The following is a 26,028-nucleotide window of genomic DNA, read 5'->3' on the forward strand; positions in this document are numbered from 1 at the left end:
CTCAGGCGTTCTATCGATCTGGAACGAGAGGAGGTCGCGATGACCTGGTCCAGCCTGATCGTCTATGTCGATGACGAGCCTGACAACGCCCAGAGGATCGAGCAGGCCGCCGTCCTGGCCAAGGCCCACGGCGCTCATCTGATCGGGGTGTCGGCCTGTGCGCCCGAGACGCCGATGGCGGACGCCTATGGGGCGGGCATCCTTATGGGCGAGGTGATGACGGCCCAGCATGAGCGGGCCGAGAGCGCGCTGAAGGGCGCCGAGGAACGCTTTCGCGAGATCGCCACCAAGGCGGGCCTATCGTGCGAATGGCGCGCCGATGTGGGCGACCCCACCAGCCTTCTGGTCAAACACGCCCGTGCCGCCGACGTTCTGATCGTCGGGCGAGACTCCGCCAACGCCAGCGGCTGGCGGGCGCCCATTCCGTCAGACCTGACCATGCGGGCCGGGCGCTCGGTCCTGATTGTGCCGCCCAATCCGGCGCGGCCGGTGGTCGGCGCTCCGGTGCTGCTCGCCTGGACCGACAGCCGAGAGAGCCGGCTGGCTGCGGTCGCCGCCATCCCACTGTTGCGCGAGGCCGACAGCGTGCGGGTGCTGGAGCTGTGCGATCCCGAGGACCTGGACGGCGCCCGGCTGCGCACCGCCGACGTGGCGACCTGGCTGAACCGTCACGGCGTCAGGGCCGAGGCCGACGCCCGCGCCCACGACGACCGCGCGGCCGGCCGCCGCCTGCTGGACTGCGCCGCCGAGATGAAGGCCGGCGCCATCGTCAGCGGCGCCTGGGGCCACGCCCGGATGCGCCAGTGGATATTCGGCGGGGTGACCCAGACCCTGATCACCGAGAGCCCGGTGGCGCTCCTGCTGGCGCACTAGCTGATCCCTCTCCCCTTGCGGGAGAAGGTGGCAGGCGAAGCCTGACGGATGAGGGGTTTTGCGTCGGTTGAGAGACCCTCATCCGACCTCGCTCCGCTCGGCCACCTTCTCCCACAAGGGGAGAAGGGCATTTACGCAAACGGATACGGACTGACCGACTTCGACCAGTCGTCCACCGTCAGCGCCCGCCCGACCGGCGGGGCGGCGCGTTCGGCGCAGGGATGGCGTTCGCACAGGCGGCAGGCCGGGCCGATGGGCGTGACCTCCGGCTTTTGCAGGTCGAGGCCGCGCGCATAGATCAGGCGGTGGGCGTGTTTCAGCTCGCAGCCTAGACCGATGGCCAGGTCCTGACCTTCGGTGAAGGCGTCCTGGCCCTGACGGTCGACGGTGCGGGCCAGGGTGAACCACCGTGATCCGTCTGGAGTCTCGATGATCTGGGTGACGATGCGGCCTGGCGTGCGGAAGGCCGAGTGCAACCGCCAGCGCGGGCAGGCCCCGCCAAAGCGTGAGAAGGGAAAGGCGCCCGAGGCGTAGCGCTTGGACACATTCCCCGCCTGATCGACCCGCATCAGGAAGAAGGGCACGCCGCGCGCCGTGGGGCGGGACAGGGTGGTCAGCCGGTGCGCCGCCTGCTCGAAGCCGACGCCGAAGCGGGCCTGCAGCCGGGCCAGGTCGTAGCCGGTCTCTTCCGCCGTGCGCTGGAAGGCGGCGTAGGGCATCAGGATGGCGGCGGCCAGACTGTTGGTCAGGGAGGTCTTCAGCAGGTTGCGGGTCGGGGCGTCGGGCGCATTGGCCGCCTCGGTCAGGGCCTGAAGCTCAGGCCCATGCTCCATCAGGGCCAGCTGGCTGGCGACGGCGAAGGCGCGCGACGACGGACCCAGCGTATCGGACAGCAGCAGCCGCCTCCGGTGGGGATCAAAGCGGCGGGTCCATTCGACCATGACCTCGGCGGGCAGGGTGCGCACCGTCAGGCCGTGCCGCGCGAACAGCCGCGCGCGGGCCAGGGCCTCGAAGCTCTCGTCCGGCGACGGGGCCTCGGCCTTCAGGGCGTCGTGCAGAGCCTCGCCCAGGGCGTCGAGCTCCGGGACGTGGTTGTGGCGGCTCTGGATGTATTCGCGCACCCATTCGGACGGGTTGTCGGCGGGGGAGGCGGCGCCGGCGACCTCGGCCTCGGCCCGGTCGCGCACGCGGCGGTCGGAGAAGGCGCGGTAGAGCCTCAGGATGGCGTCGGCGGCGGCGGGCTGATCCTCGGCCAGTTGCACGATCTCGTGGCGCGGCACGGCCAGACCCTGAAACAGGGGGTCGGCGAAGGCTTCGGCCAGTTCGGCCTCAGAGGCCGGGCCGCCGGACTGGCCGAGGTTGCGCAGGTCCACGTCATAGGTCTCGGCCAGACGCAGCAGCAACTGGGCCGAGACGGGGCGCTGATTGCGCTCGATATGGTTCAGATAGGAGGGCGAGACGCCCAGATCCCCCGCCATCGCCGTCTGCGACAGGCCCAGGTCGCGCCGCAGCCGCTTCAGGCGGCCGCCGAGGAAGAGTTTGCGATCAGCGGCGGCGTTCATGACGCGATGATGTCACGATATGACTGAATGGCAAGTGTCATGATGTGACTGTTTGACTTGAATGGTTCTGTTTGTGATGTGTCAATCATGACGGCGACGTGTTCTGGTTTCGGTGACGGCGGCTGCTGCCGCGCCCATCAAAAGCCGAGTTGAACATGACGACCTTCGCCGATCTGGTTCCTTCGCCCGCTGGCCGTTTCGACGGCATCGAACGCCCCTATACGCCGGAGGACGTTCTGCGCCTGCGCGGCTCGGTGCCGATCACCCACACCCTGGCCGAGCGCGGGGCCAATCGTCTGTGGCAGTTGCTGCACGACGAGCCCTTCATCAACGCTCTGGGCGCCGTCACCGGCAACCAGGCGATGCAGATGGTCCGTGCCGGTCTGAAGGCGATCTATCTGTCGGGCTGGCAGGTCGCCGCCGACGCCAACACCGCCGGGGCCATGTACCCGGACCAGTCGCTGTACCCGGCCAACGCCGCGCCGGAACTGTGCCGCCGCATCAACCGCACCCTGCAACGCGCCGATCAGATCGAGCACGCCGAGGGCGGCGCCAAGCGGGAATGGTTCGCCCCCATCGTCGCCGACGCCGAGGCCGGCTTCGGCGGTCCGCTGAACAGCTTCGAGATCATGAAGGCCTTCATCGAGGCGGGCGCTGCCGGCGTTCACTTCGAGGACCAACTGGCCTCGGAGAAGAAGTGCGGCCACCTGGGCGGCAAGGTCCTGATCCCGACCCAGGCGCATGAGCGCAACCTAGTCGCCGCCCGTCTGGCCGCCGACGTCATGGGCACCCCGACCATCACGGTCGCCCGCACCGACGCCGAGAGCGCCCAACTGATCACCTCGGACATCGACGAGCGCGATCAGCCCTTCATCGACCGCGACAACCGCACGCCCGAGGGCTTCTTCCGTCTGAAGGAAGGCACCGGCCTGGATCACTGCATCGCGCGTGGCCTGTCCTACGCCAACATCGCCGACCTGCTGTGGTGGGAGACCTCGCACCCCGATCTGGACGACGCCAAGAAGTTCGCCGAGGCGATCCAGAAGAAGCACCCGGGCAAGCTGATGGCCTACAACTGCTCGCCCTCCTTCAACTGGAAGGCCAAGCTGGACGACGCCACCATCGCCAAGTTCCAGCGCGAGCTGGGGGCCATGGGCTACAAGTTCCAGTTCGTGACCCTGGCCGGCTTCCACAGCCTGAACAACTCGATGTTCGAGCTGGCCGACGGCTATCGTGACCGGGGCATGGCGGCCTATTCCGAGCTGCAGCAGCGCGAGTTCTCGAACGAGGCGGCGGGCTACACCGCCACCCGCCACCAGCGCGAAGTCGGCACCGGCTACTTCGATCAGGTCGCCACGGTCATCTCGAACGGCCAGTCCTCGACCACGGCCCTGAAGGACTCAACCGAAACCGCCCAGTTCCACGCCGCATAGGAAAGGACAGAGACATGGAACCGATGACCCGTCCGCAAGCCATCATCGACTTCTGCCTGGCGCCGCTGGCGCTCGATGGATCGACCGAGGCTGAACGCGAGGTGCGCCGTCGCCTGGAGCACGTGCTCAAGACCTTTGAGGCCAAGGCCGCCCGGCCCCTGAGCGTGGACTTCTCGTCCATGCCCAGCCAGGTCATCAACGAGGCCGCCCACGGCTACGAATAAAGTGGTGAAGACCCTCAGGCCGCCACGCTGGCGGCCTGAGGCGTGTCTGCCGTCAGCTCTGACACCATGGCCAGCAAGGCCTCGATGCTGAACGGCTTGGCCAGGTGCCGGTCGGCGCCGGCGTCCAGTCCCGCTGCGATATGCTCGGGAAGGGCATTGGCGGTCAGCATGACGACGGGGGTGCGCGGCATGCCCATGGCCACCTCGTGAAGGCGAATCTCGCGGGTGGCGGTCAGGCCGTCCATGACCGGCATCTGCATGTCCATCAACACCAGGTCGAAGGCGGCGGCGCGACAGGCCTCCACCGCCTGGGCGCCGTCCTCGACCGAGACCAGATCGACCGCCGCCTGATCCAGGATCAGTTCCACCACGCGCCGGTTGGTGGGATGGTCGTCGGCGATGAGGATGCGCAGTCGGCGCGCGCTCTTGTCGGACAGGGCGTCGGTTGTCGCGACGACCGTCGGGACCGCAACAGCGGGGGCTTCGGCGACACGCAGCGGCAGGGTCAGAATGAAGGCCGCCCCGCCGCCTGGCTCGCTCTCGCAGCCCAGGTCGCCGTTCATCATGGCCGCCAGCTCACGGCTGATCGCCAGGCCCAGACCCGAACCGCCGAAGCGCCGTGTGATGTCGCCATCGGCCTGCTCGAAGCGGCTGAACAGGCGGTCGCGCGTCTCGGCGTCAAAGCCGATCCCGGTGTCCTGCACCACGAAGCGCAGGCCCTGCGGCCCGGCGTCGACGGTCAGGCTGACAAAACCGGCGGCGGTGAACTTGACGGCATTGGACACCAGATTGGTCAGGATCTGTTTCAATCGCACGGCGTCGCCGCGGACCCAGATGCGGGCCTCAGGCGCCACTTCGACCACGAACTGCAGTCCCTTGTCGCGGGCGGCGGCGGCGTAGAGCTGGGCCGCCTCCTCGGTGGTGCGGGCCAGATCGAAGGCGTCGTCACCCAGTTCCAGCCGGCCTGACTCCACGCGGGCCAAGTCAAGAATATCGCTGAGCAGAGTTTGCAGGGTGCGGCTGGACGAATGGATCAACTCCAGCATTTCGCGCTGTTGTTCATCCAGGTCGGTGCGGGCCAGGGCCTGAGCTACGCCGATGACGCCGTTCAGGGGGGTGCGAATCTCATGGCTCATATTGGCCAGGAACTGGCTCTTGGCGCGGTTGGCGGCGTCGGCGGCGTCGCGCGCTTCGGCCAGGGCCTGGGCGTCGCGCTTCAGGTCGGTGATGTCGGAACAGACGGTGACGGTGCCTTTTTCAGCCGTTCGGCGATCCTGCACGCGCAGCCAGCGCCCGCCGACATTCTGCTCCATCGCGCCCTGGGGGCGCCGGCGGTTGGCCATGCGCTCGGCGATCCAGGCCTGTTCTCGGCCCTTGGCGCAGGGGTAGATGTCCGCCCTCAGGCCTGTTTCGAGGATTTCACGGAAGGTGACGCCCACCTTGAGGGCTGCGGCCACCTCGGGATTGACCTCGGCATAGCGCTGATTCCAGATGGCCAGTCGGTCGTCGGCGTCATAGAAGCCCAGGCCGTCGGGCATGGCCTCGATGGCCTCGCGCAGTTGGCCCAGGGCGCTATGGCGCGACCACCAGACCATGCCGGTCAGGAAGGCGGCTATGACCGCCAGAACGCCGACGCTGGCCCCGATCCACAGGTTCAAGGTGGTCTCGGCCGCCGCGGCGGTTGGCAGAATCACGCCAGGCGTGGGGGTGATGATCACGGCGCTCATGGCGACGAAATGCAGCCAGCAGATGCCTTGCCCGGCCAGGGCCGTCGCGGCGATGATGCGCTTTACGCCGGTGCGCCAGGGCAGCAGGGTCACACTGCAAACCAGCAGCATTCCTCCTACGACCGCGACCACGACCAGCGGCACGTTCCATGACAGGGTTGCGCCCGAGAAGCGCAATCCAGCCATGCCGATGAAATGCATGGCGGCGACGCCGAGGCCGCAGGTCAGCGCCGCGACGAGGCGGCTGATGCGTCCGACATCGGCCAGGGCCAGGTGCATGGCGATGTAGAAGGCGACGACGACGACGGCCAGGGATAGGCTGGTGTCGCTGATGTCATAGCGAACGGGCACCCCGATGTCGTAGGCCTTCATGCCGATGAAGTGGGTGCTCCAGACACCCAGGCCAGCAACGAGCGGCACAGCGATCAGATAGGCGCGTCGTGAGCGTCGGGCGACGTTACGAGCGCGGTCGAACAGGGAGAGGGCGACCAGCAGGCTGAATACGGAAACCAGCCCTGCGAACGGCAAAATCCGCCAATCATGTTGCTGAACCAGACAGTTCAGGATCGTGTTCACGTCGCGAGGCCTCCAACCTGTCGAAAACACTGCCGCAAATCGGTGAACAAACTACGCTATGCGCAAGAATCCCCGCCCGACCGGTCGTTCTTTCAAGACCATCATACGGGGGGTCGCTAAATAATGAGATAACGTCGATTTTCATGCCTTACGAGCATTCACCTTCGCTGGTCGCCCCCACCCTGTCTTCTCGGCTTTGGACCGCCGGCGCCAGCGGGGGCGTGGCTATCCTGGTGATGGCGGCTTTGGCGGTGATGAAGCCTGAGCTGGCGGGATGGCTGGCTGTGGGCGCTGTCGCGGTGGCGACGGCCACCTGGTTGGTCAATCGGCGGCCGCAGCCGCTGGTCAGCATCAGTGATCTGGACGGCAGCGGGCCGGTCGATCTGGCCCCCGACGGCGCTCTGCTGGGTGACGTGTTCGAGGCTCTGGCCGATCCGATCCTGATCATCAGCGGCGGCGAGGCCGACGACATCGCCGGGCGCCGCATCGCCCTGGCCAACGCCGCCGCGCGCGAGCTGTTTCGATTGAATGGAACCGGTGGCGGCCTGCTGGTTTCGGTGATCCGCGATCCCAAGGTGCTGGAGGCGGTGGACGAGGCCCTGTTCGGGGATTTCAGCAGCACGGTCGACTATGTCGGCGGCGGGGCCCAGGAACGGCATTGGCGCGCCTTTGTCCGGCCTCTGCCTGAACGGGACGCCCATCTGTGGGGCGCCGGCGCCCTGGCTCTTCTGGCGCTGCGCGATGAAACGGATGCGCGCCGCATGGAGATGATGCGCGTCGATTTCCTGGCCAACGCCAGCCACGAACTGCGCACGCCCCTGGCCTCGCTGTCGGGCTTCATCGAGACGCTGAAGGGCCACGCCAAGGACGATCCCAAGGCGCGCGACAAGTTCCTCGACATCATGGCCATCCAGGCCGATCGCATGGGTCGCCTGGTCGCCGACCTGCTGTCGCTGAGCCGTATCGAACTGAACGAACACATCGCGCCGCTGGGCCGGGTCGATCTGGCGCGGGCGGCCTCGGATGTGGTTGACGCCGTCAGCGTGCTCTCGAAGGAGCGCGGCGTGACCATCAAGGCCGACCTGGGGCAGGGGGGCGCCACAGTGGCGGGCGATCGCGACGAGATTGTTCAGGTCATCCAGAACCTGATCGACAACGCCCTGAAATATTCCGGCAACGGCGGCGTGGTCGAGCTGTCTATCGACCGGGATCGCACTCTGGACGAGGCCATGGCCGCTCGGATGCCGGAAGGCACGCGACTGTCGCTGGAAACGCCGGACCGCGAGGCAGGGCTGAAATACGCTGTCGTCACCGTGCGCGATCACGGGCCGGGCATGGCGCGCGAGCACCTGCCGCGTCTGACCGAACGATTCTATCGTGTCGAAGGCCAGAAAAGCGGGGAACGTCAGGGCACCGGCCTGGGCCTGGCCATCGTGCGCCATATCATCATCCGCCACCGGGGCGGGCTGAGCGTGGACAGCGCCCTGGGCCAGGGCGCCATCTTCGCCGCGGCCTTCCCCCTGGCTCCCGGGCGGGAGACAGAGCCTGCGAGCAGCCCTGCGACATAGGCTGCGACACAGGGGACGGGCGCCGTAACAGAACTGTCACGCAGCCGTCTTATTCCGCTCGCCAATCACAGGCAGTTTCCCGGCCGAAACGCGCCGGACCCGGCACGTTAATGATTCACGCGTGCACGGACCCGGATGATCTGGATTTTCCTGTTACTGCTGATCGCCTTCTCGGGGCTGGCCTATCTGGGCGGTCGCCGGCTGGCGACGCGCCGCAGCGCGGGCGTTAGAGCCCATTCGCGACCGGGCCAACACGGCCTCTACGCCCTGATCTGGGTCGGCATGCCGGCTCTGGTCGTGTTGATCGCCGCCTCGATCTTTTCGGCCCCGCTGGAGCGCCAGATGCTGGCTGCCGGCGCGCCTGACAGCATCACCCAACTGGAGCCCTTCCGTCGCGAGGCCTTCTTCTCGGACGCGCGCCGCATCGGCGCCGGGCTTGAAGCCCAGCAGATCTGGCCTGCCCCCTATGCCGAGGAACTGCCGGCCGAGGGCCGCCGCGCCCACCGCATTTCGTCGGCCCTGAACTGGGGCGGCGGCGTCGCGGCCCTGATCGCGGCCGTCCTGGGCGGGGTCTTCGTCTTCGTCCGCATCCGCCCCGACCTGCGCGCGCGCAATCGGGTGGAAGGCTGGATCAGCATCCTGCTGTTCGCCTGTTCGGCGGTGGCCGTGCTGACGACCGTGGGCATCATCTTCTCGCTGGTGTGGGACAGCCTGCGCTTCTTCGCCTCCGTGCCGGTCACCGAGTTCCTGTTCGGGACCAAGTGGAGCCCGCAGATGGCGATCCGTGCCGACCAGATCGGCTCCTCGGGCGCCTTCGGGGCCGTGCCCCTGTTCGCCGGCACCTTCCTGATCATGATGATCGCCATGCTGGTGGCGGGCCCGATCGGCCTGTTCTCGGCCATCTATCTGTCGGAATACGCCGGTCGTCGCACCCGCGCCGTGGTCAAGCCTCTGCTTGAGGTCCTGGCGGGCGTGCCGACCGTGGTTTACGGCTTCTTCGCCGCCCTGACGGTGGGCCCGGCCTTCCGCGTCTTCTTCAATACGATCGGCGGCTGGCTGGTCGGCGGTCCGCTGGACGGCATGGGCCAATACCTGCTGCTGGTGCAGAACCAGATGGCCCTGGTGGCCGGCGCGGTCATGGGCATCATGCTGATCCCCTTCGTCAGCTCCCTGTCCGACGACATCATGAACGCCGTGCCGCAGTCGCTGCGCGACGGCTCCTACGCCATGGGCGCGACCAAGTCCGAGACGGTCAAGAAAGTGCTGTTGCCCGCCGCCCTGCCGGGCATCGCCGGGGCCTTCCTGCTGGCCGTGTCTCGCGCCATCGGTGAGACCATGATCGTGACCATGGCCGCGGGTCTGGCCGCCAAGCTGACGCTGAACCCGCTGGACACGGTCACGACCGTCACGGTGCAGATCGTCACCCTGCTGACCGGGGACCAGGAGTTCAACAGCCCGAAAACCCTGGCCGCTTTTGGCCTGGGCCTGACCCTGTTCGTGGTCACCCTGCTGCTCAACATCGTCGCCATGCGCATCGTGCAAGCCTATCGGGAACAGTATGACTGACGCCGCCCAAAACCCGGTGGGGCAGACCTCAAACGCCGTCAGCCCGCGCACCCAGCGCCTGCAGGCCCGTCTGCGCGGTCGCTACGCCCGCGAGACGCGCTTCAAGTGGTACGGCCGCGCGGCCATCGGCTTCGCCCTGGTCTTCCTGGTGATCCTGCTGGGCAGCATCATCATGCAGGGCCGCACCGCCTTCTACAGCCACAGCGTCACCCTGCCGGTCCATATGGACGCGTCGCGCATCGACCGCTCCTATCCGCAGGGCGCGAACTTCGAGCAGATCGTCGCCGAGCAACAACTGCGTCGCCTGGGCATCCAGGACGACGCCCAGGGCTCCAAGGCCGCGGCCATGAAGGCCCTGTTCTCCTCGGAGTTGAAGTTCCAGGCGGCGGGCATGATCGCGCGCCAGCCCAGCCTGCTGGGCCAGACGGTGCCGGTCACGGCGCCTTTGTCTGACAATGCCGACCTCTATCTGAAGGGCGAGATTTCCAAGGCCACGCCCGAGGATCAGCGCCGCATCAGCAATGAGCAGATGGCCTGGCTGGACCGGATGAAGGCCTCGGGTTCCGTCCGCGCCCACTTCAACAGCGCCCTGTTCACCAAGGGCGACTCGACCCAGCCGGAACTGGCGGGCCTGTTGGGCGCCGTGGTCGGTTCGGCCCTGATGCTGCTGGTCACGGCCCTGATCGCCATTCCGGTCGGCGTCGGCGCCGCTGTCTGGCTTGAGGAGTATTCGCCGCGCAACCGCATCACGGCGATCATCGAGGTCAACATCAACAACCTCGCCGCCGTGCCGTCGATCGTCTACGGCCTGCTGGGTCTGGCCCTGTTCATCAACTTCATGCACCTGCCGCGCGCCAGTCCGCTGGTCGGCGGCCTGGTCCTGGCCCTGATGGCCCTGCCGACGGTGATCATCGCCACGCGCTCTGCGCTCAAGGCCGTGCCGCCCTCCATCCGCGAAGCGGCCCTGGCCATGGGCGCCAGCCGCACCCAGACGGTGTTCGGCCATGTCTTGCCCCTGGCCATGCCGGGCGTCATGACCGGTTCGATCATCGCCATGGCCCACGCCCTGGGCGAGACTGCGCCCCTGCTGCTGATCGGCATGATCAGCTTCGTCCCCGGCGTGCCCCACGCCATCGACGAGCCGGTCGGCGCCCTGCCTTCGCTGATCTACATCTGGGAGAACGCCTCGGAGCGCGCGTTCCACGAGCGGACCGCCGCCGCCATCCTTGTGCTCCTCGCTTTCATGATCGTCATGAACGCCGCCGCGATCCTGCTGCGTCGGCGCTTCGAACGTCGGTGGTAGTCTTATGATGTCCAAAATCTTCCGCGCCCCCGAGGGGCTGGCCGACGGCGGTTCCGCCGGGGCCGCGACCCTGACGACCGCCCCGGCCGTGGGCGCCCACGCCTCGGCCCCGCTGGGTCCGATCAAGATCGCCGCGCGCGACGTTTCCGTCTTCTATGGCGAGAAACAGGCCCTGTTCGGCGTCTCGCTGGACATCCCGGACAAGACCGTCACGGCCCTGATCGGCCCGTCGGGCTGCGGCAAGTCGACCTTCCTGCGGACCATGAACCGCATGAACGACACCATTCCGGGCTGCCGCGTCACCGGCGAAATCCAGATGGACGGCGGCGACATCAACGACCGCAAGATCGACCCCGTGCTGCTGCGCGCCCAGGTCGGCATGGTGTTCCAGAAGCCCAACCCCTTCCCCAAGACGATATATGAGAACGTCGCCTATGGGCCGAAGATTCACGGCCTGGCCTCGTCCAAGGGCGAACTGGACGAGATCGTGCAGAAGGCGCTGAAGCGCGCCGGCCTGTGGGACGAGGTCGCCGACCGCCTGCATTCGCCCGGCACCGGCCTTTCGGGCGGCCAGCAGCAGCGTCTGGTCATCGCCCGCGCCATCGCGGTCGAGCCCGAAGTCATCCTGATGGACGAGCCCTGCTCGGCGCTGGACCCGATCGCCACGGCCAAGATCGAGGAACTGATCGACGAACTGCGCGAGCGCTACTGCATCGTCATCGTCACTCACTCCATGGCCCAGGCGGCCCGTGTGTCGCAGCGCACGGCCTTCTTCCACATGGGCAAGCTGGTCGAGACCGGCGACACCGAAGAGATCTTCACCAATCCGCGCGAGCGCCGCACGCTCGACTACATCACCGGCCGCTTCGGCTAAGGGCGCGAGCATGAACCAGCATACGGTCAAGGCTTACGGCGACGAACTGAACCAACTGACGGCGGAAGTCGTCCGCATGGGCGGTCTGGCCGAGGCCCAGGTGGCGGACGCCATCGAATCCGTCGCCCGGCGCGACGTGGCTCTGGCCAAGGCGGTGGTCGAACGCGACAACCGTCTGGACGCCCTGCACCGCGACATCGAGAAGAAGTCCATCCGTCTGATCGCCCTGCGTCAGCCGGTGGCCTCGGACCTGCGCCGCACCCTGGGGGCCATGAAGCTGGCCTCGGACCTGGAACGGACCGGCGACCTGGCCAAGAACATCGCCAAGCGGGCGCTGATCCTGGCCGAGGGCGAGCCGATGCAGCCCCTGACCCGGTCGATCGAGCGGATGGGCCGTCTGGTCTCGACCCGCCTGCGCGACGTTCTGGACGCCTATACGGCCTCGGAGCTGGAACGCGCCCTGTCGGTGTGGAGCACCGACGACGAGGTGGACGAGCACTACAACGCCCTGTTCCGCGAGTTGCTGACCTACATGATGGGCGACCCGCGCACGATCACGGCCTGCACCCATCTGCTGTTCATGGCCAAGAACCTCGAGCGGATCGGCGACCACGCGACCAATATCGCCGAGACCGTCCACTATGAGATCACCGGCGAGGAAATGCTGGGCGAGCGGCCCAAGGCCGTGCCCGGTCCGGGCGAGGAACAGACGCCCACGCCCCATGTCTCGACCCCATCACCGTCCTCAGCTCCGTCCGACCCGACGGCTGACTGACTTCCCTTACTGCTGACGACTTCGACCGACCGGAGAGCCTGACGTGCAACCCTATATTCTGGTGATGGAAGACGAGGACGCCCTGGCCACCCTGCTTCAGTACAATCTGGAGAAGGAAGGCTATGACGTGACCGTGGCGGCGGACGGGGAGGAAGGCCTGCTGCAGGTCGACGAGCGCCTGCCGGACCTGGTGCTGCTGGACTGGATGCTGCCCAAGCTGTCGGGCATCGAGGTCTGCCGCCGCCTGCGCGGCCGGGCCGAGACGCGCAACCTGCCGATCATCATGCTGACTGCGCGCGGCGAAGAAACCGACCGCGTGCGCGGCCTGGACACCGGCGCCGACGACTATATGACCAAGCCCTTCTCGATGACGGAGCTGACCGCGCGCATCCGCGCGGTGCTGCGCCGCATCCGTCCGGGTCTGGCCGACGACCGGATCAACCACGCCGACATCGTCATCGATCGCGTCGCCCACCGCGTCCGCCGTGCGGGCAAGGAGGTTCACCTGGGCCCGACCGAGTTCCGCCTGCTGGACCACCTGATGAAGCATCCGGGCCGGGTCTTCAGCCGCGAACAGCTGCTGGACGCCGTCTGGGGCTCGGACGTCTATGTCGAGGCCCGCACCGTCGACGTCCACGTCGGCCGTCTGCGCAAGGCCCTGAACGTCGAGGGCACGGTCAACCCGATCCGCACCGTGCGCTCGGCCGGCTATTCGCTGGACCTGAACAGCTAGAACGTCGCCGGCTTCGGCCGGCGCGTTAAATTTCGGTCATCCGCATCCGCAGGCGTGACCGCCGGCCTCATGACGACAGGTCACGGGGAGAGGCGGAATGCCGGATGCGATCATAGCCATGTTGGGATGGGTCGGCGCCGTCGCCCTGGGCGGGTTGCTGGCGGCGGTCCTGATGAAGGGGCGCGTGCGGTGGGGCTGGTTGATCGCCGCCCTGCTGCTGATGGCGGTCTATGACGTCGTGCTGACGCGCGGCTACGGCCATCTGCCCCTGTCGTTCGGTTCGTCGAACTGGAACTGGGAGGGTAAGGCGCTGGCCGTCCTGCTGTCCCTTGCCGTGGCCAGTCTGCCCTTCATCGGTTGGAAGCGGGCGGGCCTGACGCTGAAACAGGATCGTCGGGGCCTGCCCGGCGCCCTGGTCCTGTCGGGCCTGCTGGTCGCCCTGTTCTTCGGGCTGGCTCTCTATTTCCCTGGCCAGGGCTTCGATCTCGACAGTCTGGCTTTCCAACTGACCATGCCGGGGCTGGATGAGGAGCTCTTCTATCGCGGCGTGCTGCTGCTGATGTTGAACGAAGCCTTTGGCAGGCCGGTGCGCATCCTGGGGGTATGGATGGGCTGGGGGGCGGTGCTGTCGTCTCTGGCCTTCGGCCTGACCCACGCCCTGGGCTATGCCGACGGCGGCTATACCTTCGAGCCGCTGCTGATGGCGACGACGGGGGTATCAGCCCTGCTGCTCGTCTGGCTGCGCGAGAAGACCGGCAGCGTCCTGCTGCCGATCCTCCTGCACAACTATGGCAATGCGATCTTCATGCTGATCTAGCGGCTAACCATGTGGAGCGAGTCTAGGCGGCGGACTGCTCGATCTCCTCAGGGGCGATCTTGTAGACGGTCGAGCAGTATTCGCACGTTGCGTGGATCATGCCGTCGTCCTCGACCATGGCGGCGCGGTCTTCCGGCGGGAAGGACTGCATCACCGCGACCAGACGCTCCTTGGAGCAGCGGCAGACGGCGGTCAGGGCCTTGGCGCCTTCCAGGCGCACGCCGTCTTCGTGGAACAGGCGGAACAGCAGGGTCTCGGCGCTGATCGTCGGGTCGATCAGTTCGTCGTCGCCCAGGGTGAAGAACAGGGCGCGGGTCCGCTCCCAGACCTCCTCGGTCGAGCCGCGCGCGTCGTCGCCGGCGATGACCTGGATCATGGCCCCGCCCGCGCGCCAGGCCGTGCCGGCTTCGGTCGTCACCTGACCCACGGCCAGCCGCACCTTGGTCGGCACCTGCTCGGACTGGGTGAAGTAGTGCTCGGCGCACAACGACAGGCTTTCGCCCTCGATCGGGGTGATGCCCTGGGTGCGCTCGAAGTCCTCGCCCCGGTCCAGGGTCATGATGAAGACGCCCTTGCCCAGCAGGGTCTGGGCGCCGGGGCGCACGAAGCCCTCTGACGCCTTGGCGACTTCCTCGGGATCGAAGCGGCAGAATCCGCGCAGGCTCCCGTCTGTGTCGTAGTCGGCCACGACATAGCGCACCGGGCCGTCGCCCTGGGCCTGAACGATGAGGCGGCCCTCGAACTTCAGCGCCGACCCGACGATGGCGGCCAGGACGCATGCCTCGCCCAGCAGGGCGGCGACCGGCTCGGGATAGTCATGGGCCGACAGGATCTTGTCCACGGCCTCGCCCAGTCGCACCAGGCGGCCGCGCACGGGCCAGCCGTCGATCTGGAAGGCGGCGGCGAGGTTGTCGGTCGGAGCCTCGATGGGCTGTGCGGCGGGCGCGTGATCGGTCACGGCGAAAATCCTGAATAGGCGAAACTGTCGGAAGCGGCGCAACATAGGGAGGCGATCCCCGCTTGGTAAGGGGCGGCGGGGAAGGGGCGTCCTCTTGCAGCTTGGCCGTTTACAGCGGAACCTCTTTCGACCCGGTTCGCTCCTGTCCTGACGACCGTTTTCGACAATAAGAGGTTTGAGTGCCCATGGTTCGACAGTTCAACGCCGTGGACGAGGTCCGCAAACACCCCGGAATCACGGCGGGCGTGGTCGCTGTGCTGGCGGGGGTGGGGATCGCCGCCCTGCTGCTGAACCAGCGGTCGGGCCCGACACGTTATGAGCGGCTGCGCGAACGCGTCGATCCGCGCGGCTGGTTCGACGCCGAGGCGCTGCGCCATCGCTTCGACGACATCGCGCGCGGCGTCCGTCACGGCGCTGAGGACCTGACCCACCGCGCTGCCGATCTGGGAGACTACGCCGGCGAGCGGGCGGGGCGCTTCGGCCATGACGCGAGGACGCGGGCCGAGCACTGGCTCGCGGGCTCGCGCAGCAAGGCGCGCAAGCCGATGAGGCGATACGCCAAGCAGGCGCGTCGCTATGCCGAGGACGCCGGCGACTTCGCTCGCGATCACGCCAAGGAGGGCGGCGCCCTGCTGGCCGTGGCCACCATCGCGGCCGCCATCGGGGCCGCTGCGCTGGAAAGCCGGCGCAAGGGCGGTTTCGGGAAACTGTGACGCTTTTGGAAAAATCGTGCGGAAAGGGGGGCTTTGGTCCCCCTTTTTATTGCTGCAGTTGCGAAGGTGGGGTAGGTGCGGCGCATGACTTCGCCCGTCTTCATCTTCGACTTCGATTCCACCCTGGTGCGCATCGAGACGCTTGAGGCGCTCGCTGACATCGCCCTGTCCGACGCCCCCGATGCGGCGGCGAAAAAGGCCGAGATCGCGGCCCTGACCGATCAGGCCATGTCGGGTGAGGTGGACTTCGGCACGGCCCTGCGTCGCCGTCTGGCGCTTCTGGGACTGAACCGCGGTCACGTCGAGGCCCTGGCCGACCGGGTCCTGGACGAGGCCAGCGCCTCTATTCGCCGCAACGTCGACTTCTTCGAGCGCCACGCCGAGCGAGTTTACATCCTGTCGGGGGGCTTCCGCGAGGTGATCGCGCCGCTGGCCGCACGTCTGGGCATCGCCGCCGAGCATGTGCTGTGCAACGACCTGATCTATGACGCCGAGGGCCGGGTGACGGGCGTGGACGACGCCAACCCCCTGTCGCGGGACAACGGCAAGCCCGAGGTCATCAAGGCTCTCAACCTGACTGGACCTGTGGTCATGGTCGGCGACGGCTGGACCGACGCCGAGGTCAAGCTGGCCGGCGCCGCCGACCGCTTCTACGCCTTCACCGAGGTGGTCAGCCGGTCCAAGGTGGTCGCTGTCGCCGACGCCACCGCAGCCTCGCTGGACGAGGTCCTGTTCGCCGAGGGCGTGTCGGGTCGCTGGTCCTATCCGCGCAACCGCGTCCGCATGCTGCTGCTGGAAAACATCCACCCCGCCGCCGTCGAGCGGCTGGAGGAGGCGGGCTATTCCGTCGAGACGATGAAGGGCGCGCTGGACGAGGACGACCTGATCGAGGCGATCAAGGGCGTGCACGTCCTGGGCATCCGCTCCAAGACCAATGTCAGCGCCCGCGTGCTGGAACAGGCCGACCGTCTGCTGGCCGTCGCCGCCTTCTGCATCGGCACCAACCAGATTGATCTGGAGGCCGCCGCCGAACATGGGGTGGCCGTGTTCAACGCCCCCTATTCCAACACCCGTTCGGTGGTGGAACTGGCCATCGGCCTGACCATCGTCCTGATGCGTGATGTGGCCGACAAGTCGGCGGCCATGCACCAGGGCCAGTGGAACAAGTCGGCCACCGGCTCGCGCGAGCTGCGTGGCAAGACCCTGGGCATCGTCGGCTATGGCGCCATCGGCTCGCAGTTGTCGGTTCTGGCCGAGGGGCTGGGGATGCGCGTCATCTTCCACGACCTGTCGGAACGTCTGGCCCTGGGCAACGCTCGGCGGATGCGCTCGCTGGACGCCCTGCTGGCCGAGGCCGACGTGGTCAGCCTGCACGTCGACGGACGCAAGGACAACGCCGACGTCATCGGCGCGGCCCAGTTCGCGAAGATGAAGCCGGGCGCCCTGTTCCTGAACCTGTCGCGCGGTCATGTCGTCGATGTCGACGCCCTGGCCGAGGCGGTGAAATCGGGCCGCATCGCCGGCGCCGCAGTGGACGTCTTCCCCGAGGAGCCGCGCACCAACGCCGACCCCTTCGCCAGCCCTCTGCAGGGTTTGAAGAACGTCATCCTGTCGCCGCACATCGGCGGCTCGACCGAAGAAGCCCAGGAAGCCATCGCCGAGTTCGCCGCCGAGCGCCTGCTGGGTTATCTGAACCGGGGCGACACCACCTTCTGCGTCAACCTGCCGAACGTGCAACTGGCCGAGGTGTCGCGCGCCCACCGCCTGTTGCACATCCACCGCAACCAGCCCGGCGTCCTGGCCGAGTTGAACCGCGCCCTGTCGTCGGCAGGCCTCAACATCCTGGGCCAGCACCTGAAGACGGACGAGCGGACCGGCTACGTCATCACCGACGTCGATCGCGACTATGATCCCGAGGTGCTGAAGGTCCTGCGTGACCTGCCGGGCACAGTGCGGTTCAGAATGCTTCACTGATCAGTGTTCAGCTTCCCTTGGGGCATCTTGCGTTGGCGGCAAAGCAGCGCATCCTCCCCAATAACGACCGCACACTGACGGTCGAGGGAGGAACACCGATGTCTCGACTTCTTCGCGGAGCGGCCTTGGCCGCGCTGACTCTGGCCGCCGTCTCCACCGCAAGCGCGGCCGGGGCCCAGAGCTACAATCGACTGGTCGTGTTCGGCGACAGCCTGTCCGACAACGGCAACCTCTATGCCGCGACGGGCGGAGCGACCCCGACCTCGCCGCCCTATTATCAGGGACGATTCTCTAACGGGCCGGTCTTCACAGAACTGCTGGGCTTCAATGTCGGGCGCTATGCCGCCGGCGCGCCGGTTACGGGCAGTGTTAACTACGCCTTCGGCGGCGCCCGGACCGACAGTTCGGCCTCGCCGCCCGGCATGCGCAATCAACTGCTGGCCTATATGGGCGCGGGCGGAAAGTTCGGGGCGGGCGATCTGGTCAGCATCCTGGGCGGCGCCAACAACATCTTCCAGGGCATCCCGGCGGCGGGCGCATCGGCCAATCCGCAAGGCGCCATCTCCGCGGTGTCTCAGGCGGCGGCGACTGACATCAACTTCATCGTCAACAGCGTGGCCTCCGCTGGAGCGGGCACCATTCTGGTGACCAACCTGCCGCGTCTGGGGACGACGCCGCAGTTCAATCAGGGCCCGGCCCTGCCGGCCCAGCCGCTGGCGGACTATGCAGGGACGACGTTCAACAGCGCCTTGCAGGCGGGGCTGATGACCGTGGCGGCGGCCCAGCCGAACAGCAACATCATCCTGATGGACCTCTACAAGATCAGCGATACCCTGACGGGCAACCCGGGCCAGTTCGGTCTGACCAACGCCAAGGACGCCTGCTTCAATGGCGTGACCGTTTGCTCCAGCCCCGACAGCTATCTCTACTGGGACGGCGTCCACCCGACGGCGGCGGGCCACCGCCTGATTGCGCGTCTGGCCAACGACTACCTCTACTACGGCGACCTGGGCAGCCAGACCGCCGTGCTGGGCGAGACCGCCTGGCGGCACCGCGAGGATGCGCTGGATGGATCGACCGCCAGCCTGTCGGGCCGTGACGCCTGGACGGCGGGGACGTCCATCTCGGTCTCCGCTTTGGCGGATCGCACCAAGACCGACGCGCGCGGCGTCATCGGCGAGGTCACTTCGGACGGTTATGGCGTGCGGATCGCGCTGGAGTCGGGCACTGAGACGATGAAGTTCGGCCTGGCCGGCAGCTATCGCAACGCCGACGTCGACGCGGGCAGCCTCAATGTCGATCTGGATACGTTCGGCCTCGACCTCTACGGCGGCTGGCGCTCGGGCGATCTGTTCGTCAACGCAGCGGCGGGCGTGGCCCAGGACGACTTCAACGACATCAGCCGCCTGACCTCTCTGGCGCCCATCGTCCACACGGGCTCGACCCGCGGCGTCTCGACCGGCGCGCGTCTGCAAGGCGGGATGTGGTTCGACATGGGCGGCATCGCCCTGTCGCCGCGCGCCGCCGTGGCCTGGATCAACAGCGACGTGGACGGCTTCACCGAGCAGGGTGTGGCGGCCCAGTACGCCTATCAGGACCGCTCGGTCCAAGGCACGACCGCCGAGATCGCCCTGCGGGCCGAGGGCGGGATCGACCGCTTCCACTTCTACGCCGAGGGCGGCTATCGCGACAGCCTCAGCGATGACAGCGACGCGGTCCGCACCGGTATCGCCGGCAACCCGGCTCAGATCCTGGCGCGTGAGGTAGATCAGCCCTGGGGCGGTCAGTTCCTGGCCTCGGCAGGCATCGAGGGCACGATCATGGACCGCCTCAAAGTGTCCGTCGGCTACAAGGGCCGCTTCGGTGATCAGGCCGACAGCCACATGGGCGGGGTGCAACTGACCCTGCCGCTTTAGGGCGCCGGCCAGACAGGGGAGGGGCCGCGCGGCGCAGGTCGCGCGGCCCTTTCGTTTGGGCAGGGCGCTCGGGTTCCCCCGATGCGACGCCTTGTCGCCCCGCGCGTGCCCCATTCGCGTCCCGGTGTGATGGCAAAAGACGACCAACCCCGGCCGTCGGCGACTGCTTTTCCGCCACCTGCGCAGCTTGTTTCGCGTGACCATGACGGCCCTCCCGCTCGCAGTTCGAGCGCCTGGAGTGCAGTTTCAGTATGCGTTTTCTTCCCCCGGCCGTGAGGCCGTTTGCGATCCGTTTCGGTCAGACCAGCGTCGTCGCCGTCACCGCCGTCCTCGCCATGGCTGGCGCCCCCTTGGGCGCCGCCGGCCCCGTCCCGGACAAGGTCGAGGACCTGTCCGCCCCCGCCGCTCCGCCGGTTCAGGCTGTAGCCAAGCCGGCCGGGCCGGTCACCCGCAAGGTCCTGTTCGAGGCCCCGGTGAAGGGCTATCGCATCAACTCCGCCTTTGGCCTGCGCAAGCTGGCCATCGAGGCCAAGGCCCGCGCTCACAAGGGCGTGGACATCGCCGCGCCCAAGGGCACCAGCGTCTATACGACCGCCGAGGGCCGCGTGGTGCGTGCTGGCTTCCAGGCGGGCGGCTACGGCAACTTCATCGAGGTCAAGCACCCCAACGGCCTCAGCAGCGTCTATGGCCACCTCAGCCGCATCGACGTCCATACGGGCCAGGAGGTCGCCTCGGGCGAGCGCATCGGTCTGGTCGGCTCGACCGGCTATTCCACCGGTCCGCACCTGCATTTCGAGGTCCGTCGCAACGGCGGCCAGGTGAACCCGACCAAGGTCGTCGGTCAGGCCTTCGACGTGAAGGTTAGCGTCCCGACATAGGCGGCGTTCGGATCATGACCGATCCGTAATGTAAAATGCCCTTTCCATATGGCGCGTCTCACCGTTAGGATTCCTGTTCGACGGTTGCGAGGGGGAACGGCATGGCGGCGGCGCTTACGCTTGATGGGATCAGCAAGAGATACGGCGGCTTTCAGGCCGTTTCGGATCTGAGCTTCGAGGTCGAGAAGGGCACGATCTGCGGCTTTCTCGGCCCCAATGGCGCGGGCAAGACCTCGACCCTGCGCATGATCCTGGGGCTGCAGCCCGCCACCACGGGTCGGATCGACATCCTGGGCGCCGACGACGGCCGCAAGGTGCGCGACCGCATCGGTTTCCTGCCCGAGGAGCGCGGTCTCTACAAGAAGATGACCCCGGTCGACGCCATCGCCTTCTTCGGCGGGCTGAAGGGGCTGCCTGCGTCCGAGGGGCGCAAGCGCGCCCGCGACATGCTGGAACAGATGGGTCTGGGCGACGCGCAAAAGAAGAAGATGAAGGACCTGTCCAAGGGAATGGCGCAGAAGGTTCAGTTGATCGCTTCGGTGGTGCACCGCCCTGAGTTTGTGATCCTGGACGAGCCCTTCTCCGGCCTCGATCCGATGAACCAGCAGGGGCTGGAGGCCATGATCCGCGCCCTGGCCGCCGACGGCGCCACCGTCCTGTTCTCGACCCACGTCATGCAGCACGCCGAGCGACTGTGCGACAAGGTCGTGCTGCTGGCGCGCGGCAAGAAGGCCTTCGAGGGCACGGTGGATCAGGCGCGCGCGACCTCGCCGCGCTTCCTTGAACTGGAGGGGACGCTGGACCCCGCCGCCGTCGCGGCCCTGCCGGGCGTGTCGGGCGTCGAGGTGCTGAACGATCATGACGGCGCCCGCACGCTGCGCGCCGGGCTGGGCCAGGGCGCGGGCGGGCAGGAGGCGTTGAAGTCGGCCTTCCTGACCGGGCTGGACGTGCGTCGGTTCCAGATCAAGGAACCGACGCTGCATGACGCCTTCATCGCCCTGACCGGTGATCACCCGGACGAGGACCAGAGCGTCTCCCGCGATGCCCTCAAGGCGGAGGCCGCCCGATGAACCGCACCCTTCTGATCGCGCGCCGCGAGTTCATGGCCTATGCCAAGACCGTCGGCTTTTGGTTGTCGCTGCTGGCCTTCCCCCTGTTCGGGGCCTTGGGCGGGGCCATTCCCATCATGATGAGCCATGCCGAGCCGACGCGTGCGGTGGCCCTGGTTGACGAGACGCCGGCCGGTTCCGGCCTGGCCGCCGCCGTGCGACAGTCGCTCGAAAGCGAGCAGGCGCGCGGCGACATCAGCGCCCTGCGCATGGCCGCCATCCCCGAGGCGGGCGTGGCCGGCGGAGATCGGGTGCGACAGGTCGCCGAGACCGAGGGCTATGAGGCCGGCGTCGCGGCGCTGAAGCGCGAAGCGCCGCGCGCGGGCGCCAAGTTCGAGACGCCCAAGCGCAGTCTGACCCTGGTCGCAGCCCCGGCCGAGATCACCGCCGCGGCGCCGGGCGAGGCCCGCGACGCCTTGGCCCGCCGCTACCTGACCGACGATGCGCCGGACGGTCAGAAGCTGAGCGGCATTGCCTTCCTGACCGAGGCGAATGGTCAGCCCGGCGCTCGCGTCTGGACCGCCCGCGCCACCGACGACGCCGTCGAGGACGCCGTTCGCGACGCCCTGAAGGACGCCAACCGTCGCCAGGTCTTCGCGGCCAGCGGCATCGATCCGACCGTGGTGGCCCAGACGGATCGTTTCCGCCCTGACCTGTCGGTCTTCTCGCCCAAGGCGGCGTCGGGCGGCGAGGTCTCGTTCCGCGACAAGCTGCCGGTGATCGTCGGCCTGGCGGTCGGCTTCATCCTGTGGTCGCTGATCATCACCGGCGCCTCGATCCTGCTGAACAGCGTCATGGAGGAGAAGTCGAACAAGATTCTCGAGGTCCTGCTGTCCTCCGCCTCGGCGACCGAGATCCTGACGGGCAAGGTGCTGGGGGTGGCCCTGCTGACCCTGACCGTTCTGGTCGCCTGGGGCGGTCTGGGCGGGATCGGCCTGATCGCCGCTGCGCCCGACGTGGCGCGCGACATCGGCTCGGTGCTGCTGAGCGACGGCCTGCTGATCTACTTCCTGCTGTTCATGGTCGGCGGCTATCTGATGTATGCGGTCCTGTTCGCGGCGATCGGCGCCTTCTGCGACACGCCGCGCGACGCCCAGACCCTGATGGGGCCGATCATGATGGTTCTGGTCGTGCCGCTGCTGGTCATGCAGATGGCCATTCGCACGCCGGACGCCACGGTGGTCAAGGTGATGAGCCTGATCCCGCCCTTCACCCCCTTTGTCATGGCCGCGCGCGCCCCCAGCGGCCCGCCGATGATCGAGATCGTGGGCTCCCTGATCGGCATGTTCGCCTTCGCCGCCCTGATGATCTGGGTCGCGGGCCGGGCCTTCCGCGCGGGCGCCCTGTCGGACGTCAAGCTGAACTGGAAGAGCTTCCTCGGCGCCGTCCGCGGAGGGCGCTGAGGCGGGCGGGGCGGCCGTGAAACCTCCCGCGCCGCCGCTCGTTTCGGAAAATGAACGGCAATCGAGCGAGGCTCGCCATGACGACGCTGATGAAAACGACGGGCAGCACTTGGCGGCTGGCGATGTGGGGGCTGATCGCGGCGCTTCTGTTGCTGCCGTGGATCGCCATGCAGTTCACCCGCGAGGTGGCCTGGGATGCAGCGGACTTCGCCTTCGCGGGCGTCCTTCTGATCGGAGCAGGTCTGATCTTCGAGTTGGCGGCGTGGCGGGCCAAGAAGCTGGTTTGGCGGCTGGCGATAGGCGGCGCGCTGGTCTTTGGGGTGCTGCTGATCTGGGCTGACGCTGCTGTGGGCGTTTTCTAGAGCTCCAATCGACACCTTCAGCCAAAGAAAAGGCCCGCTCCGGTTTCCCGGGGCGGGCCTTGATCTTTCAGCCTATGGCTGGGGCCGTATTAACGGCCGCCCGGCGTGCGGGGCTTCGGAGCCGGCAGCAGGCCTTCGCGCTGGGCGCGCTTGCGAGCCAGCTTGCGAGCGCGGCGAACGGCTTCAGCCTTCTGGCGAGCGCGCTTTTCCGAGGGCTTCTCGAAGTGCACGTGGCGCTTCATTTCACGGAAGCTGCCTTCGCGTTGCATCTTCTTTTTCAGGGCTTTCAGCGCCTGATCGACATTGTTGTCGCGAACGAAAATCTGAACCAGGGTTATCTCTCCTTTGGCCGCCCGCCGCGTCCTTTCGAAGGGAGACGGGCAGACAAAATAAAAACTCTCCCGAAAGGCAGGGCTCTCGGATGAAGGCGCGCTGATACACGACGAGCGGAGGCCTGTCCAGATCGACACAGGCAATCGTGATGGGTCGAAAAGCCCCGACGACAGGACTATTCTGGGGATATGACCGTGACCGTTGACGCCGCCGCTCCCAAAACCGACTGGGCCTCCCGCATGGAGCAGGCCGTGCTGGACGCCGCCATAGAGCGCGCGCCCGCCCTGGGCTGGAACAGCCGACTGGTGCGTGCCGCCTGCGAGGCGAACGGCCTGTCGCTGGGGGACGAGGAACTGCTGCTGCCGAACGGGGCGCGTGACCTGGCCGTCCTGCTGTCGCGCCGCCACGATTCGCGGGCGCTTCAGGCGCTTGAGGCCACGCCCGCCGCCACGATGAAGATTCGCGAACGAATCGCCGCCGCCGTCTCGGCGCGGATGGAGGCAGGGGCGCCGGACATCGAGGCGGCCAAGCGCTGCGCCGGCTTCCTGACCCTGCCGACCAATGTGGACCTGGGCTTCAAACTGGCCTGGGAGAGCGCCGACCACCTGTGGCGCTGGGCCGGGGATACGGCCACGGACCAGAACCACTACTCCAAGCGCGCCATCCTGGGCGGCATTCTGATCCCCGCCCTGACCATGCGCTGGTTCGAGGGGCGCGAAGCCGCCGAGGCCTTCGTCGCTCGCCGCATCGAGAACGTCATGGCCTTTGAGAAGTGGAAGGCGGGCAAGGATTTCGACGCGCCGATCAAGGTCGTCACGGACGCCCTGGGGCGGTTGAGGTATGGGGCCAAGGAAGTCCGATGAGGGCGGCGGCGAAGGCAGTCGTCCTGACGATGCTTGTGTCGGTCGGCAGCCCGGCGATGGCGCAAATCCTAGCAAATCGTGACGCTGTTCAGTGGCAGGAAGTCGGCGCCGTCGGGGCCTTCAGATACTTCATCGACGAGACCTCGCTGGCGCGAGATGGGGATGTCCTGACGGTGCTGATGCGCGGGTCGGCGCCGCCGTCGCCGGACGACGGGGTCAACACCATTGTCGCGCGCCTGACCCTGGACTGTCAGCAGCGTCTCGTGGCGCTCGGCGCGCGTGACTACTATCGTGAGGTTGCAGGTTTCACGGAGTCCTCCAGGCTGGAGGGTCAGTTGAAGGCTCCGACCGATCCCGGTCAGGCCTTGCTTCTGGACCGGCTCTGCGCGCTGCGTCCCTGATCTAGCCGTTCGGTCCCAGCACCCGGTTCACGTGCGCCATCTTCCGCCCGGCGCGGGCCTCGTGCTTGCCGTAGAGGTGCAGGCGGGCGTTTGGCGCGGCGGCGAGCGCGGGCCACTGATCGACCTCGTCGCCCAGCAGGTTGGTCATCTCGACGCGGGCGTGGGCCTCGGTGGGGCCCAGGGGCCAGCCGGCGATGGCGCGGATGTGCTGTTCGAACTGGTCGCAGACGCAGCCGTCCTGGGTCCAGTGGCCGGTGTTGTGGACGCGCGGGGCGACCTCGTTCACCAGCAAGACGCCGTCTCCCATGTCGAACAACTCGATCCCCATGACCCCGACGTAGTCGAGGCCGTCGAGAATGGCCGAGGCGATTTCCTCGGCGCGGGCTTGGGTCGTCGCATCGACGGCGGCGGGGGCCAGGGTGGTCTTCAGCACGCTGTTGGCGTGGATGTTCTCACCCAGCGGATAGACGGCGACGACGCCGTCACGGCCGCGCGCCGCGATCACCGACAGTTCGCGGTTGAAGACGGCGGCGGCTTCCAGCACGGCGGGGCGGCGACCGATGGCGTCGAAGGCGGCCTCAGCGTCGGCGGCGTCGCGGATCCAGACCTGGCCCTTGCCGTCATAACCCTCGCGGCGGGTCTTCAGCAGGGCGGGCAGGCCAAGCGTGTCGATGGCGTTGGTGAGGTCATCCAGGGTGGTGACGGGGGCGAAGTCGGCGGTCACGGCGCCGACAGCGTTCAGATAGGTCTTCTCGTCCACTCGATCCTGAGCCACGGCAAGCGCCGTCGGTCCCGGTGCGACCAGAGCGCCGGCCTCGGCCAGGGTCTCGACCGACGAGGCGGGGACGTTCTCGAACTCGAAGGTGACGACGTCGCACAGACGGCCCAAGGCCTGTAGCGCATCGGGATCGTCATAGGGGGCGGTGATCTGGGCGCGCGAGACGCGGGCGGCCGGGCAGTCCGGCTGCGGGTCAAGAATCACCACGTCGAAACCCAGGCGCGAGGCGGCCTGGCTCAGCATCCGGCCCAACTGGCCCCCGCCGAGAATGCCAAGGGTCGATCCGGGGCTCAGGGGCAGTTGGGGCAA

At 67.6% G+C, this 26,028-nt stretch carries 24 protein-coding genes; 19 read left to right on the top strand and 5 right to left on the bottom strand.

Translation table 11 applies throughout. From position 1 onward, the window contains the following. Nucleotides 1-39: 39 nt before the first annotated feature. Entirely contained in the window at nucleotides 40-873 is an 834-nt protein-coding gene (locus CQ039_RS05885; RefSeq protein WP_105562895.1) for a universal stress protein, read from the top strand. A gap of 131 nt (nucleotides 874-1,004) precedes the next feature. Here the strand turns inward: CQ039_RS05885 and CQ039_RS05890 are convergent, their stop codons facing one another. Then, nucleotides 1,005-2,435, bottom strand: coding sequence for a short-chain fatty acyl-CoA regulator family protein (locus CQ039_RS05890; RefSeq protein ID WP_105562894.1), 1,431 nt, complete (start codon nucleotides 2,433-2,435; stop codon nucleotides 1,005-1,007). A gap of 155 nt (nucleotides 2,436-2,590) precedes the next feature. Between CQ039_RS05890 and aceA the strand changes: the two genes are divergently transcribed. Together aceA and CQ039_RS05900 are read left to right on the top strand one after the other, a co-directional pair. Continuing rightward, entirely contained in the window at nucleotides 2,591-3,868 is a 1,278-nt protein-coding gene (gene aceA, locus CQ039_RS05895) for an isocitrate lyase (RefSeq protein ID WP_105562893.1), read from the top strand. Between the two features lie 14 nt (nucleotides 3,869-3,882). Continuing rightward, nucleotides 3,883-4,092 (top strand): hypothetical protein, encoded by a 210-nt coding sequence (locus CQ039_RS05900; protein ID WP_105562892.1) that lies wholly within the window; start codon nucleotides 3,883-3,885, stop codon nucleotides 4,090-4,092. 14 nt (nucleotides 4,093-4,106) lie between these two features. On the opposite strand, the gene CQ039_RS05905 is transcribed toward CQ039_RS05900, so the two are convergent. Continuing rightward, entirely contained in the window at nucleotides 4,107-6,395 is a 2,289-nt protein-coding gene (locus tag CQ039_RS05905; protein ID WP_105562891.1) for an ATP-binding protein, read from the bottom strand. A 143-nt stretch (nucleotides 6,396-6,538) separates the two neighbouring features. Between CQ039_RS05905 and CQ039_RS05910 the strand changes: the two genes are divergently transcribed. From CQ039_RS05910 to CQ039_RS05940, 7 genes are all read left to right on the top strand, one after another. Then, nucleotides 6,539-7,963 (top strand): cell wall metabolism sensor histidine kinase WalK, encoded by a 1,425-nt coding sequence (locus CQ039_RS05910; protein WP_105562890.1) that lies wholly within the window; start codon nucleotides 6,539-6,541, stop codon nucleotides 7,961-7,963. 135 nt (nucleotides 7,964-8,098) lie between these two features. Further along, the gene (gene pstC / locus CQ039_RS05915) at nucleotides 8,099-9,529 is read left to right on the top strand and encodes a phosphate ABC transporter permease subunit PstC (protein WP_105562889.1); all 1,431 of its coding nucleotides are present in this window, start codon (nucleotides 8,099-8,101) and stop codon (nucleotides 9,527-9,529) included. Further along, the gene (gene pstA / locus CQ039_RS05920) at nucleotides 9,522-10,832 is read left to right on the top strand and encodes a phosphate ABC transporter permease PstA (RefSeq protein WP_105562888.1); all 1,311 of its coding nucleotides are present in this window, start codon (nucleotides 9,522-9,524) and stop codon (nucleotides 10,830-10,832) included. Before pstC ends, pstA begins: the two co-directional genes overlap by 8 nt. 4 nt (nucleotides 10,833-10,836) lie before the next feature. After that, on the top strand, nucleotides 10,837-11,706 hold the full coding sequence (gene pstB, locus CQ039_RS05925; RefSeq protein WP_105562887.1) for a phosphate ABC transporter ATP-binding protein PstB: 870 nt from the start codon (nucleotides 10,837-10,839) through the stop codon (nucleotides 11,704-11,706). A gap of 10 nt (nucleotides 11,707-11,716) precedes the next feature. Beyond that, nucleotides 11,717-12,481 carry a phosphate signaling complex protein PhoU gene (phoU, locus tag CQ039_RS05930; RefSeq protein ID WP_105562886.1) on the top strand — a complete coding sequence of 255 codons (765 nt, stop codon included), beginning with the start codon at nucleotides 11,717-11,719 and terminating at the stop codon, nucleotides 12,479-12,481. Between the two features lie 43 nt (nucleotides 12,482-12,524). Beyond that, nucleotides 12,525-13,214 (top strand): phosphate regulon transcriptional regulator PhoB, encoded by a 690-nt coding sequence (gene phoB, locus CQ039_RS05935; protein WP_105562885.1) that lies wholly within the window; start codon nucleotides 12,525-12,527, stop codon nucleotides 13,212-13,214. 97 nt (nucleotides 13,215-13,311) lie between these two features. Then, nucleotides 13,312-14,031, top strand: coding sequence for a CPBP family intramembrane glutamic endopeptidase (locus CQ039_RS05940; RefSeq protein ID WP_105562884.1), 720 nt, complete (start codon nucleotides 13,312-13,314; stop codon nucleotides 14,029-14,031). 22 nt (nucleotides 14,032-14,053) lie between these two features. Here CQ039_RS05940 and CQ039_RS05945 read toward each other — a convergent pair whose 3' ends face one another. After that, complete coding sequence (locus tag CQ039_RS05945) at nucleotides 14,054-14,989, bottom strand: Hsp33 family molecular chaperone (protein WP_369831547.1); 936 nt, start codon at nucleotides 14,987-14,989, stop codon at nucleotides 14,054-14,056. 185 nt (nucleotides 14,990-15,174) lie between these two features. Between CQ039_RS05945 and CQ039_RS05950 the strand changes: the two genes are divergently transcribed. From CQ039_RS05950 to CQ039_RS05980, 7 genes are all read left to right on the top strand, one after another. Beyond that, nucleotides 15,175-15,702, top strand: coding sequence for a hypothetical protein (locus tag CQ039_RS05950; RefSeq protein ID WP_105562882.1), 528 nt, complete (start codon nucleotides 15,175-15,177; stop codon nucleotides 15,700-15,702). An 84-nt stretch (nucleotides 15,703-15,786) separates the two neighbouring features. Further along, nucleotides 15,787-17,676: a phosphoglycerate dehydrogenase gene (gene serA / locus CQ039_RS05955; protein ID WP_105562881.1), complete on the top strand. Its 1,890-nt coding sequence runs from the start codon at nucleotides 15,787-15,789 to the stop codon at nucleotides 17,674-17,676. Nucleotides 17,677-17,774: 98 nt separating this feature from the next. Next, entirely contained in the window at nucleotides 17,775-19,592 is a 1,818-nt protein-coding gene (locus tag CQ039_RS05960; RefSeq protein WP_105562880.1) for an autotransporter domain-containing protein, read from the top strand. A 251-nt stretch (nucleotides 19,593-19,843) separates the two neighbouring features. Next, nucleotides 19,844-20,470 carry a M23 family metallopeptidase gene (locus CQ039_RS05965; protein ID WP_105562879.1) on the top strand — a complete coding sequence of 209 codons (627 nt, stop codon included), beginning with the start codon at nucleotides 19,844-19,846 and terminating at the stop codon, nucleotides 20,468-20,470. A gap of 101 nt (nucleotides 20,471-20,571) precedes the next feature. Then, on the top strand, nucleotides 20,572-21,540 hold the full coding sequence (locus tag CQ039_RS05970; RefSeq protein ID WP_105562878.1) for an ABC transporter ATP-binding protein: 969 nt from the start codon (nucleotides 20,572-20,574) through the stop codon (nucleotides 21,538-21,540). After that, nucleotides 21,537-22,982, top strand: a complete 1,446-nt coding sequence (locus CQ039_RS05975; protein WP_105562877.1) for an ABC transporter permease — start codon at nucleotides 21,537-21,539, stop codon at nucleotides 22,980-22,982. Before CQ039_RS05970 ends, CQ039_RS05975 begins: the two co-directional genes overlap by 4 nt. A 77-nt stretch (nucleotides 22,983-23,059) precedes the next feature. Beyond that, nucleotides 23,060-23,344, top strand: a complete 285-nt coding sequence (locus tag CQ039_RS05980; protein WP_105562876.1) for a hypothetical protein — start codon at nucleotides 23,060-23,062, stop codon at nucleotides 23,342-23,344. An 89-nt stretch (nucleotides 23,345-23,433) separates the two neighbouring features. Here the strand turns inward: CQ039_RS05980 and rpsU are convergent, their stop codons facing one another. Then, on the bottom strand, nucleotides 23,434-23,676 hold the full coding sequence (gene rpsU, locus CQ039_RS05985) for a 30S ribosomal protein S21 (RefSeq protein ID WP_105562988.1): 243 nt from the start codon (nucleotides 23,674-23,676) through the stop codon (nucleotides 23,434-23,436). Nucleotides 23,677-23,865: 189 nt separating this feature from the next. Between rpsU and CQ039_RS05990 the strand changes: the two genes are divergently transcribed. Together CQ039_RS05990 and CQ039_RS05995 are read left to right on the top strand one after the other, a co-directional pair. After that, complete coding sequence (locus tag CQ039_RS05990; RefSeq protein ID WP_105562875.1) at nucleotides 23,866-24,540, top strand: COQ9 family protein; 675 nt, start codon at nucleotides 23,866-23,868, stop codon at nucleotides 24,538-24,540. Further along, entirely contained in the window at nucleotides 24,537-24,941 is a 405-nt protein-coding gene (locus tag CQ039_RS05995; RefSeq protein WP_105562874.1) for a hypothetical protein, read from the top strand. The genes CQ039_RS05990 and CQ039_RS05995 overlap by 4 nt, the downstream gene beginning before the upstream one ends. A gap of 1 nt (nucleotide 24,942) precedes the next feature. Here the strand turns inward: CQ039_RS05995 and CQ039_RS06000 are convergent, their stop codons facing one another. After that, nucleotides 24,943-26,028 (bottom strand): 5-(carboxyamino)imidazole ribonucleotide synthase, encoded by a 1,086-nt coding sequence (locus CQ039_RS06000; protein WP_105562873.1) that lies wholly within the window; start codon nucleotides 26,026-26,028, stop codon nucleotides 24,943-24,945.

It is taken from the genome of Brevundimonas sp. MYb52 (assembly GCF_002979535.1).
Lineage (GTDB): Bacteria > Pseudomonadota > Alphaproteobacteria > Caulobacterales > Caulobacteraceae > Brevundimonas.

Coding starts and splice junctions, on each gene's coding strand:
- CQ039_RS05885 (WP_105562895.1), top strand. CDS start 40: ATGACCTGGTCCAGCCTGATCGTCTATGTCGATGACGAGCCTGACAAC.
- CQ039_RS05890 (WP_105562894.1), bottom strand. CDS start 2,435: ATGAACGCCGCCGCTGATCGCAAACTCTTCCTCGGCGGCCGCCTGAAG.
- aceA (WP_105562893.1), top strand. CDS start 2,591: ATGACGACCTTCGCCGATCTGGTTCCTTCGCCCGCTGGCCGTTTCGAC.
- CQ039_RS05900 (WP_105562892.1), top strand. CDS start 3,883: ATGGAACCGATGACCCGTCCGCAAGCCATCATCGACTTCTGCCTGGCG.
- CQ039_RS05910 (WP_105562890.1), top strand. CDS start 6,539: ATGCCTTACGAGCATTCACCTTCGCTGGTCGCCCCCACCCTGTCTTCT.
- pstC (WP_105562889.1), top strand. CDS start 8,099: ATGATCTGGATTTTCCTGTTACTGCTGATCGCCTTCTCGGGGCTGGCC.
- pstA (WP_105562888.1), top strand. CDS start 9,522: ATGACTGACGCCGCCCAAAACCCGGTGGGGCAGACCTCAAACGCCGTC.
- pstB (WP_105562887.1), top strand. CDS start 10,837: ATGATGTCCAAAATCTTCCGCGCCCCCGAGGGGCTGGCCGACGGCGGT.
- phoU (WP_105562886.1), top strand. CDS start 11,717: ATGAACCAGCATACGGTCAAGGCTTACGGCGACGAACTGAACCAACTG.
- CQ039_RS05940 (WP_105562884.1), top strand. CDS start 13,312: ATGCCGGATGCGATCATAGCCATGTTGGGATGGGTCGGCGCCGTCGCC.
- CQ039_RS05950 (WP_105562882.1), top strand. CDS start 15,175: ATGGTTCGACAGTTCAACGCCGTGGACGAGGTCCGCAAACACCCCGGA.
- serA (WP_105562881.1), top strand. CDS start 15,787: ATGACTTCGCCCGTCTTCATCTTCGACTTCGATTCCACCCTGGTGCGC.
- CQ039_RS05960 (WP_105562880.1), top strand. CDS start 17,775: ATGTCTCGACTTCTTCGCGGAGCGGCCTTGGCCGCGCTGACTCTGGCC.
- CQ039_RS05965 (WP_105562879.1), top strand. CDS start 19,844: ATGCGTTTTCTTCCCCCGGCCGTGAGGCCGTTTGCGATCCGTTTCGGT.
- CQ039_RS05970 (WP_105562878.1), top strand. CDS start 20,572: ATGGCGGCGGCGCTTACGCTTGATGGGATCAGCAAGAGATACGGCGGC.
- CQ039_RS05975 (WP_105562877.1), top strand. CDS start 21,537: ATGAACCGCACCCTTCTGATCGCGCGCCGCGAGTTCATGGCCTATGCC.
- CQ039_RS05980 (WP_105562876.1), top strand. CDS start 23,060: ATGACGACGCTGATGAAAACGACGGGCAGCACTTGGCGGCTGGCGATG.
- CQ039_RS05990 (WP_105562875.1), top strand. CDS start 23,866: ATGACCGTGACCGTTGACGCCGCCGCTCCCAAAACCGACTGGGCCTCC.
- CQ039_RS05995 (WP_105562874.1), top strand. CDS start 24,537: ATGAGGGCGGCGGCGAAGGCAGTCGTCCTGACGATGCTTGTGTCGGTC.